The following is an 8,065-nucleotide window of genomic DNA, read 5'->3' on the forward strand; positions in this document are numbered from 1 at the left end:
GGCGCGCCGATGGCCCGGTTGCCCAGCGTCATCACGATCGGCAGGCCGAGGCCGGAGGCGTTGTAGACCGCCTCCATCATGTACAGCAGGCCCTGGGACGCGGTGGCGGTGTAGGTGCGGGCACCGGCCGCCGAGGAGCCGATGGCGACGGACAGCGCCGCGAACTCGGACTCGACGTTGATGTACTCGCAGTTCTTCAGGTGACCGTCGCGCACCAGCTCCGCCAGCCCTTCCACGATGTGGGTCTGGGGGGTGATGGGGTAGGCGCAGACGACCTCGGGGCGGCAGAGCGCGATGGCTTCCGCCATGGCGTGGCTGCCTTCGACCTGCTTCAGCATGCTGCGTTCTCCCGGATCAGACGAGGCAGTGTTCGTACGCGGCGGTGGCGGCGCGGGCGTTGGCCTCGCCGATCTTGCCGGGGAAGGTCTCGCGGATGGCGGCGAGGACCGATTCGATCTCGATCTGCTTGGTGACGGCCGCGAAGCCGCCGAGCAGCGCCGCGTTGGGCAGCGGCCGGCCGACGTGGAGCTTCGCCATGTCGCTGGCCGGCACGCACACCGCGTGCCCCTTGGGGAAGCGGGCGATGTAGTCGGCGATGTGCAGCTCGTCGAAGCCGCGGGCCGAGTTGATCAGCACGAACCCGGTCTCCGGCAGGCCCTGGAAGACGTCCACCGAGTGGAAGAGCGTCGGGTCCTGGATGATGAGCGCGTCGGGCACCATGATGGGCTCGCGCAGCCGGATCTCCTTGTCGTCGATGCGGCAGAAGGAGACGACGGGAGCCCCCGTGCGCTCGGATCCGAAGCTGGGAAAGGCCTGGGCGTGCTTGCCTTCCTTGAAGGCGGCGACGGAGAGCATTTCGGCGGCCGTGACCACGCCTTGCCCGCCACGCCCGTGGAAACGGACCTGGAACATCTTGAGCGTCCTCCAGAGAGCAGCCGTTGTTTTTCGGTTGCAGGGCTTCTAAGTGGTCATACCAGTGATGCGCATTGATGTAGCGCAATGCGGTCTGGCGAAATGGGGGTGGGGCGGGGCGTAATTAACTCGAATTGAGTTAATTGAGCGGGTCTGCGTCGATTTGACCTGGGTCGAGGTGTCGGCACTTGCCCCCTCCCCATCCCTCCCCCGCTTGCGCGATGGAGGGAGCTGCCGACACAGCAGCGGAGTTCCCTCTCCCGCGACAGCGGGGGAGGGTTAGGGAGGGGGCCTCACGCCCACCCCCACCCGCGCGCAACACGCGCTGAATCGGCGCTTGCCGCTCTTTCGGGTAGGCCCTGGGGCTGAATGGCGTTCTGGGTTGTTCTTCGTATCGAGGCCCTGATCGCGGCCCCTGGCTGTCAAAGGAAATAAAGGAGAACCCCTTTGGGAACCTCCCGGAGCGATGGATCATGAGCAGCAGCACCTGGCCCACCGACGGCACCGCGCTCGCCGACGTCCTTGAGCCGGTCCTCAACGCCGTGGAACACGACGACGCGGCGCTCACCCAGGCCGTCACCGACGTGGCGGAGGCCCTCGCGGCGCTCGGCGTGCTGATCGTCGACCGCGCGGGCAAGCCGGCGCACGGCGTTACCGACGAGCGGGCCGTGATCGGCGCGCTGGCCACCTATGCCCGCACGCTGGCGCGCTACGGCCACCTGGACGACGCGATCGAAGTGGGCGAACTGATGGACCGCGTCGACCGCCTCGGCCAGCGCCCGCGCCGCTGGCGCATGGCCGGGTAGGGAGTTTTCCTAGCCAATCACCTTTACGAGGGTGTCGCGCAGCGCCGGCATGCTGAACGGCTTCTGCACGGTGGGGGCGTCGGCGAAGCGATCGTCGAGGTCGGCCGCACCGTAGCCGGTGATGAACACGAAGGGCACGCCGCGCGCCTTCAGCGTTTCGGCCACCGGATAGATCGGCAGTCCGCCGAGGTTGACGTCGAGGATGGCGGCCGCCAGCCCTGCTTCGCCCTGTGCCAGTTCCTGGGCGCGCGCCACGCTGCCGGCCGGACCGACGACCTCGCAGCCGAGGTCGCCCAGCATGTCCTCAAGCATCATGGCGACCATCGCCTCGTCCTCGACCACGAGCAGTCGCAGGCCCTTCAGCGGTTCGTCGAGCGTCATCGTGCCGTTACCCCAGGAAGTCCGGATCCGTGGCCGCAGTCAAACGATTGCGCGGACGTCCGTCAAGGCTAAGGCCGGACGAGGGCGGCGGGAAGCAGGGCAATGGTGATAGGGGTGGGGCAGGGGGAGGGGGTGCCCCCTTGGCCGTTTTCCCCCTAGACCGTCATCACCGTCAGGTTGACCGGCGACCGCGGGCCGCCCACCACGACGATGCCCGTGTCGGTGACGTGGTAGCGCCGGGCGTCCTCCTCCGGGTCGTAGCCGATGCGGGTCCCCGGCGGGATGCGCACGTTCTTCTCGATGATGGCGCGGCGGACCTTGCACCCGCGCCCGATGTCGACGTTGTCGAAGATGATGCTGTCCTCCACCTCGGCGTAGGAGTGCACGCGCACGAAGCGCCCCAGCACCGAGCGCCGCACGCTGCCGCCGGAGACGATGCAGCCGCCCGCCATGACGGAGTCCACCGCCATGCCGCGCCGCCCCTCGTCGTCGAAGGCGAACTTGGCCGGCGGGTCGGAATAGCCGGCGGTGCGCAGCGGCCAGGCGCGGTTGTAGATGTCGATGGGCGGGTCGATGGCCCGCATGTCCATGTTGGCCTCGTAATAGGCCTCCAGCGTGCCGACGTCGCGCCAGTAGACCGGCTGGTTCTCCACCTGCCCCGGGATCCGGTTGGTCGTGAAGTCGTAGGCGAACATCGACGAGGAGCCGATCAGCCGCGGCAGGATGTCCTTGCCGAAGTCGTGGCTGCTGCCCGGCCGCTGCGCGTCCTCGTAGACCATCTTCAGCAGGCAGTTGCGCGAGAAGATGTAGTTGCCCATCGAGGCCAGCACGCTGTCCGGCTGGCCGGGGATGGTGGGCGCGTCGGCCTGCTTCTCGATGAAGCCGGTGATGCGGTTCTCCGCGTCCACCTGCAGGACGCCGAAGTCCTTGGCGAACTTCTTGTCGACGGGCAGCGCGGAGATGGTGACGTCGGCGCCCTTCTGCATGTGGTACTCGATCATCGCCCGCACGTTCATGCGGTAGACGTGGTCGGCGCCGAACAGCAGGACGAGGTCGGGCTCCGACTGCTCGATCAGGTTGGCGTTCTGGTACACCGCGTCGGCGGTGCCGCGGTACCACTCCTCCCCCTCCGAGCGCATCTGGGCAGGGACCGGGACGATGAACTGGTTGTTCAGCATGCCGCCGAACTGCCAGCCGTCGCGCAGGTGCTGGATCAGCGACTGGCTCTTGAACTGCGTCATCACGTAGATCGAATAGACGCCGGAGTTCACCAGGTTCGACAGCACGAAGTCGATGATGCGGTACTTGCCGCCGAAGGGCACGGCCGGCTTGGCGCGCTCCTGGGTCAGCGGCATCAGCCGGGTTCCCTTCCCCCCGGCAAGGACAAGGGCGAGCACCTTCAGCTGCATCGGACTGCTCCTGCGAAACGCCGTGAGTGGAACCGTGCCGGCGGGGGCGGAGTTCCCGCCTGGGTTACGGGTCGTTGCCCCCTCCTCCGCAACACAGGGGAGGGTGCACAGCGTAGCATGTGTCCGGCATCCCCGACACTCGGCGTCCGGCGATCCGACACTTCCGGCCGAAGCGGTCCTTGCCGAAAGGCGGAGATTCCGTCCGAATCCCTGACAATCCGCCATTCCCGCCGTGCCTGCGTCGATTTGGCACACCGTGTGCAGATGAAAGCGCCAAGGTCGTCACCGGCCGGGCGGTTCCGCCCGCCGGCAAAGGCGACGCAGGGAGGGTTCCCGCGGGAGTCTCCCGGATCGGAGCGCGGTCCGTTCGTTTTCGGCTCCCCCGGCCGGCGGATCGCGCGTGGACCGTGCCACCCCCTCGGCACGGTCCGTCGGTCCGGGACGCCGGCGGGAACGGCAGGGAGAAAGAGGATCCGAATGGACCACGACACCATTCTAGAGGCCAAGGGGCTGACGAAGGAGTTCAAGGGCTTCGTCGCCGTCAAGGACGTGAACCTGCGGGTCCGCCGCGGCACCATCCACGCGCTGATCGGTCCCAACGGAGCCGGCAAGAGCACGGTGTTCAACCTGCTCACCAAGTTCCTGGCGCCGACGCGCGGCGCCATCCTCTACAGGGGCAAGGACATCACCGCCACCAGGCCGGCCGACATCGCCCGCATGGGGCTGGTGCGCTCCTTCCAGATCTCCGCCGTGTTCCCGCACCTGAGCGTGCTGGAGAACGTGCGCGTCGCGCTGCAGCGGCCGCTCGGCACCAGCTTCCACTTCTGGCGCGCCGAGGCGTCGCTGCACGGGCTGCACGACCGCGCCGAGGAGCTGCTGCGCGACGTCGGCCTCACCGACTACGCCGGGCATCTGGCGGCCGAGCTGCCCTACGGGCGCAAGCGCGCGCTGGAAATCGCCACGACGCTGGCGCTCGATCCCGAGGTTCTGCTGTTGGATGAACCGATGGCCGGCATGGGGCACGAGGACATCGACCGCACCGCCCAGCTGATCAGGCGGGTGTCGGCCAACCGCACCATCCTGATGGTCGAGCACAACCTCTCGGTCGTCGCCGACCTTTCCGACACCATCACCGTGCTGCGGCGCGGCGAGATCCTGGCCGAAGGGCCGTACGCCGAGGTCTCGCGCAACCCGCAGGTCATGGAAGCCTACATGGGGACTGGACATGGGGGAACCGGGCATGCCTGACGGCGCCTTCACCACCACGGCAATGCTGGAGATCGAGGACCTGCACGCCTACTACGGCGAATCCCACGTGCTGCACGGGGTGTCGCTGAAGGTGCGGCAGGGCGAGGTGGTCACGCTGCTGGGCCGCAACGGCGCCGGCAAGACCACCACCATGCGCTCCATCATGGGCGTCGTGTCCAAGCGCACGGGATCCATCAAGTTCCAGGGGCAGGAGCTGATCGGGCTGGCGCAGCACAAGGTGCCGCGGCTCGGCATCGGCTACGTGCCGGAGGAGCGCGGGATCTTCGCTAGCTTGAGCGTGGACGAGAACCTGACGCTGCCGCCGGTGGTCAAGCCCGGCGGCATGACGGTGGAGCAGATCTACACCCTGTTCCCCAACCTGAAGGGCCGCGGCAGCACGCAGGGCACCCGGCTGTCGGGCGGCGAGCAGCAGATGCTGGCCATCGCCCGCATCCTGCGCACCGGCGCCAACCTGATCCTGCTGGACGAGCCGACCGAGGGCCTCGCCCCGGTCATCATCGAGCAGATCGGCGTGGCGGTGCGCGAGCTGAAGCAGCGCGGCTTCACCATCCTGCTGGTGGAGCAGAACTTCCGCTTCGCCTCCACCATCGCCGACCGCCATTACGTGATGGAGGAGGGGCACATCGTCGACATGATCCCCAACGACGAGCTGGAAGCCAACATGGGCAAGCTGCACGAGTACCTGGGGGTGTAGGCCCGTTTACCATCCGTTTCTTTTGTCGTCATCCCCGCGAAGGCGGGGATCCATACCTCGCGCCGCGTGCTCTTTCGGGAAGCATGGATCCCCGCCTTCGCGGGGATGACGGCCGGGGAAGGAATTGATCAAGCAAATCAACGAGGGAGTGAGACACACCATGCGTACCATTCTTCTGGCCGGCGTCGCGTTCGCCGCCCTGGCCTCCGGCGCCGCGCAGGCGCAGATGTCCGACAACGTGATCAAGATCGGCGTGCTGAACGACCGCTCGGGCATCTACGCCGACCTCGCGGGCGAGGGCTCGGCCGTGGCGGCCCGCATGGCGGCCGAGGAGTTCGGCAACGCCGTCGGCGGCGCCAAGATCGAGATCATCGTCGGCGACCACCAGAACAAGGCCGACATCGCCGCCAACCTCGCCCGCCAGTGGGTGGACACCGAGAAGGTGGACGTCGTCGCCGACGTGCCGAACTCCGCCGCGGCGCTGGCGGTGCAGGGCATCACCAAGGACAAGAAGCGCATCTTCCTGATGTCCGGCCCGGGCTCCACCGACCTGACCGGCAAGACCTGCTCGCCCTACGGCTTCCAGTGGACCTACGACAACCACGCCATGGCCGCCGGCACCGCCCGCGCGCTGGTCGAGCAGGGCAAGAAGTCCTGGTACATGGTGACCGCCGACTACGCCTTCGGCCACTCGCTGGAGAACGAGACCACCACCATGGTCAAGCAGCTCGGCGGCAAGGTGAACGGCGCGGTGCGCCACCCGCTGGGCACCTCGGACTTCTCGTCGTTCCTGCTGCAGGCGCAGGGCTCGGGCGCCCAGGTGATCGGGCTGGCCAACGCCGGCGGCGACACCACCAACGCCGTCAAGCAGGCCGCCGAGTTCGGCATCACCCAGGGCGGCCAGAGCCTCGCCGGCCTGCTGCTGTTCATCCAGGACATCCACGCGCTGGGCCTGCAGACCGCGCAGGGGCTGATGCTGACCACCGGCTTCTATTGGGACCAGGACGACGCCAAGCGCGCCTGGTCGAAGAAGTTCATGGAGAAGACCGGCAAGGCGCCGTCGATGGTGCAGGCCGGCGTCTACTCGGCGGTCAAGCACTACCTGAAGGCGGTCAAGGAGGTCGGCTCCGACGATCCGGACAAGGTGGCGGCGAAGATGAGGGAACTGCCGGTGGACGACATGTTCGCCAAGGGCAAGGTCGCGGCCAACGGCCGCATGATGCACGACATGTTCCTGGCCCAGGTGAAGACCCCGGCGGAGTCCAAGGGGCCGTGGGACTACTACAAGATCGTGAAGACCATCCCGGCCGAGCAGGCCTTCCTCGACCCGAAGGAGAGCGGCTGTCCGCTGGTGAAGTAACGGCGATTTTGCCCCCTCCCTAACCCTCCCCCGCTGCGCGGTGGAGGGAATCGATGCCCCCTCTCCCGCGAAGCGGGGGAGGGATGGGGAGGGGGCAAGCGCTCGCATAACAAGAACCCATACGACAGGGAGGGTCGGATCATGTTCGAGCTGCTTGGGGTGGCGCCCCAGGTCCTCTTCGGACAGCTCCTGCTGGGTCTGATCAACGGCTCGTTCTACGCGCTGCTCAGTCTCGGTCTGGCGGTCATCTTCGGCATGCTGAACGTCATCAACTTCGCGCACGGCGCGCAGTACATGGTCGGCGCCTTCGTCGCCTGGATGCTGCTGCAGTGGGCGGGCGTCGGCTACTGGCTGGCGCTGCTGCTGGCGCCGGTGCTGGTCGGGCTGTTCGGCGTGGCGCTGGAGAAGACCATGCTGAGCCGGCTGTACAAGCTGGACCACCTCTACGGCCTGCTGCTCACCTTCGGCATCGCGCTGATGCTGGAGGGCGCGTTCCGCCACCAGTTCGGCTCCTCGGGCATGCCGTACCCGATCCCCGACGCGCTGAAGGGCGGACAGAACCTCGGCTTCATGTTCCTGCCCAACTACCGGGCCTGGGTGGTCGTCGCCTCGCTGGTGGTGTGCGCCGGCACCTGGTACGCCATCGAGCGTACGCAGCTCGGCGCCTACCTGCGCGCCGCCACCGAGAATCCGGTGCTGGTGCAGGCCTTCGGCATCAACGTGCCGGTGATGATCACCGCCACCTACGGCTTCGGCGTCGCGCTGGCGGGGCTGGCCGGCGTGCTGGCGGCACCGATCTACCAGGTCAACCCGCTGATGGGCTCCAACCTGATCATCATCGTCTTCGCGGTGGTGGTGATCGGCGGCATGGGCTCGATCCTCGGCGCCATCGTCACGGGCCTCGGCCTCGGGCTGCTCGAAGGGCTGACCAAGGTCTTCTACCCGGAAGCCTCGAACATCGTCATCTTCGTGGTGATGGCGATCGTCCTCCTCATCAAGCCCGCGGGCCTCTTCGGACGGGAGCGCTGAGCCATGTCTGCCGACACCAATGTGGCCGTCCTGGGCGGCCGTACCTCCGCCGACGCCAGCCGCCTGCCGCTGCTGGTGGGCGCCGGGCTGCTGCTGGCCGGGGTGGCGCCGTTCGTGCTGTACCCGGTGTTCCTGATGAAGGTGCTGTGCTTCGCGCTGTTCGCCTGCGCCTTCAACCTGCTGATCGGCTTCGCCGGGCTGCTGA

General features: G+C 67.6%; 8 protein-coding genes and 2 pseudogenes. 6 read left to right on the forward strand and 4 right to left on the reverse strand.

Annotated elements, in window-relative coordinates; all coding sequences use genetic code 11:
• Positions 1-338: pseudogene (locus ACRWK7_RS27640) on the reverse strand (phenylglyoxylate dehydrogenase); the annotation flags it as partial.
• A gap of 16 nt (positions 339-354) precedes the next feature.
• Positions 355-912 (reverse strand): 2-oxoacid:acceptor oxidoreductase family protein, encoded by a 558-nt coding sequence (locus ACRWK7_RS27645; protein WP_431859820.1) that lies wholly within the window; start codon positions 910-912, stop codon positions 355-357.
• A 473-nt stretch (positions 913-1,385) separates the two neighbouring features.
• On the opposite strand from ACRWK7_RS27645, the gene ACRWK7_RS27650 reads away from it, so the two are divergent.
• A complete protein-coding gene (locus ACRWK7_RS27650) occupies positions 1,386-1,718 on the forward strand; it encodes a hypothetical protein (protein ID WP_431859822.1) in 333 nt (110 codons plus the stop codon).
• Between the two features lie 9 nt (positions 1,719-1,727).
• On the opposite strand, the gene ACRWK7_RS27655 is transcribed toward ACRWK7_RS27650, so the two are convergent.
• Together ACRWK7_RS27655 and glgC are read right to left on the reverse strand one after the other, a co-directional pair.
• Entirely contained in the window at positions 1,728-2,099 is a 372-nt protein-coding gene (locus tag ACRWK7_RS27655) for a response regulator (RefSeq protein WP_431859824.1), read from the reverse strand.
• Positions 2,100-2,254: 155 nt separating this feature from the next.
• Positions 2,255-3,508 carry a glucose-1-phosphate adenylyltransferase gene (gene glgC, locus ACRWK7_RS27660; protein WP_431859826.1) on the reverse strand — a complete coding sequence of 418 codons (1,254 nt, stop codon included), beginning with the start codon at positions 3,506-3,508 and terminating at the stop codon, positions 2,255-2,257.
• A gap of 477 nt (positions 3,509-3,985) precedes the next feature.
• Here glgC and ACRWK7_RS27665 point away from each other — a divergent pair, with 477 nt between their 5' ends.
• The 5 genes and pseudogenes from ACRWK7_RS27665 to ACRWK7_RS27685 form a co-directional block, all read left to right on the forward strand.
• Complete coding sequence (locus ACRWK7_RS27665) at positions 3,986-4,756, forward strand: ABC transporter ATP-binding protein (RefSeq protein WP_431859827.1); 771 nt, start codon at positions 3,986-3,988, stop codon at positions 4,754-4,756.
• A complete protein-coding gene (locus tag ACRWK7_RS27670; protein WP_109121797.1) occupies positions 4,749-5,471 on the forward strand; it encodes an ABC transporter ATP-binding protein in 723 nt (240 codons plus the stop codon). Before ACRWK7_RS27665 ends, ACRWK7_RS27670 begins: the two co-directional genes overlap by 8 nt.
• A 160-nt stretch (positions 5,472-5,631) precedes the next feature.
• Complete coding sequence (locus tag ACRWK7_RS27675) at positions 5,632-6,831, forward strand: ABC transporter substrate-binding protein (protein ID WP_431859829.1); 1,200 nt, start codon at positions 5,632-5,634, stop codon at positions 6,829-6,831.
• A gap of 141 nt (positions 6,832-6,972) precedes the next feature.
• Positions 6,973-7,860: a branched-chain amino acid ABC transporter permease gene (locus ACRWK7_RS27680; RefSeq protein ID WP_431859830.1), complete on the forward strand. Its 888-nt coding sequence runs from the start codon at positions 6,973-6,975 to the stop codon at positions 7,858-7,860.
• Positions 7,861-7,863: 3 nt separating this feature from the next.
• Positions 7,864-8,065: pseudogene (locus ACRWK7_RS27685) on the forward strand (branched-chain amino acid ABC transporter permease); the annotation flags it as partial.

Source organism: Azospirillum sp. (assembly GCF_050789165.1).

Bases quoted from the DNA above. Each gene is read 5' to 3' on its own strand.
- ACRWK7_RS27645 (WP_431859820.1), bottom strand. From the start codon at position 912: ATGTTCCAGGTCCGTTTCCACGGGCGTGGCGGGCAAGGCGTGGTCACG.
- ACRWK7_RS27650 (WP_431859822.1), top strand. From the start codon at position 1,386: ATGAGCAGCAGCACCTGGCCCACCGACGGCACCGCGCTCGCCGACGTC.
- ACRWK7_RS27655 (WP_431859824.1), bottom strand. From the start codon at position 2,099: ATGACGCTCGACGAACCGCTGAAGGGCCTGCGACTGCTCGTGGTCGAG.
- glgC (WP_431859826.1), bottom strand. From the start codon at position 3,508: ATGCAGCTGAAGGTGCTCGCCCTTGTCCTTGCCGGGGGGAAGGGAACC.
- ACRWK7_RS27665 (WP_431859827.1), top strand. From the start codon at position 3,986: ATGGACCACGACACCATTCTAGAGGCCAAGGGGCTGACGAAGGAGTTC.
- ACRWK7_RS27670 (WP_109121797.1), top strand. From the start codon at position 4,749: ATGCCTGACGGCGCCTTCACCACCACGGCAATGCTGGAGATCGAGGAC.
- ACRWK7_RS27675 (WP_431859829.1), top strand. From the start codon at position 5,632: ATGCGTACCATTCTTCTGGCCGGCGTCGCGTTCGCCGCCCTGGCCTCC.
- ACRWK7_RS27680 (WP_431859830.1), top strand. From the start codon at position 6,973: ATGTTCGAGCTGCTTGGGGTGGCGCCCCAGGTCCTCTTCGGACAGCTC.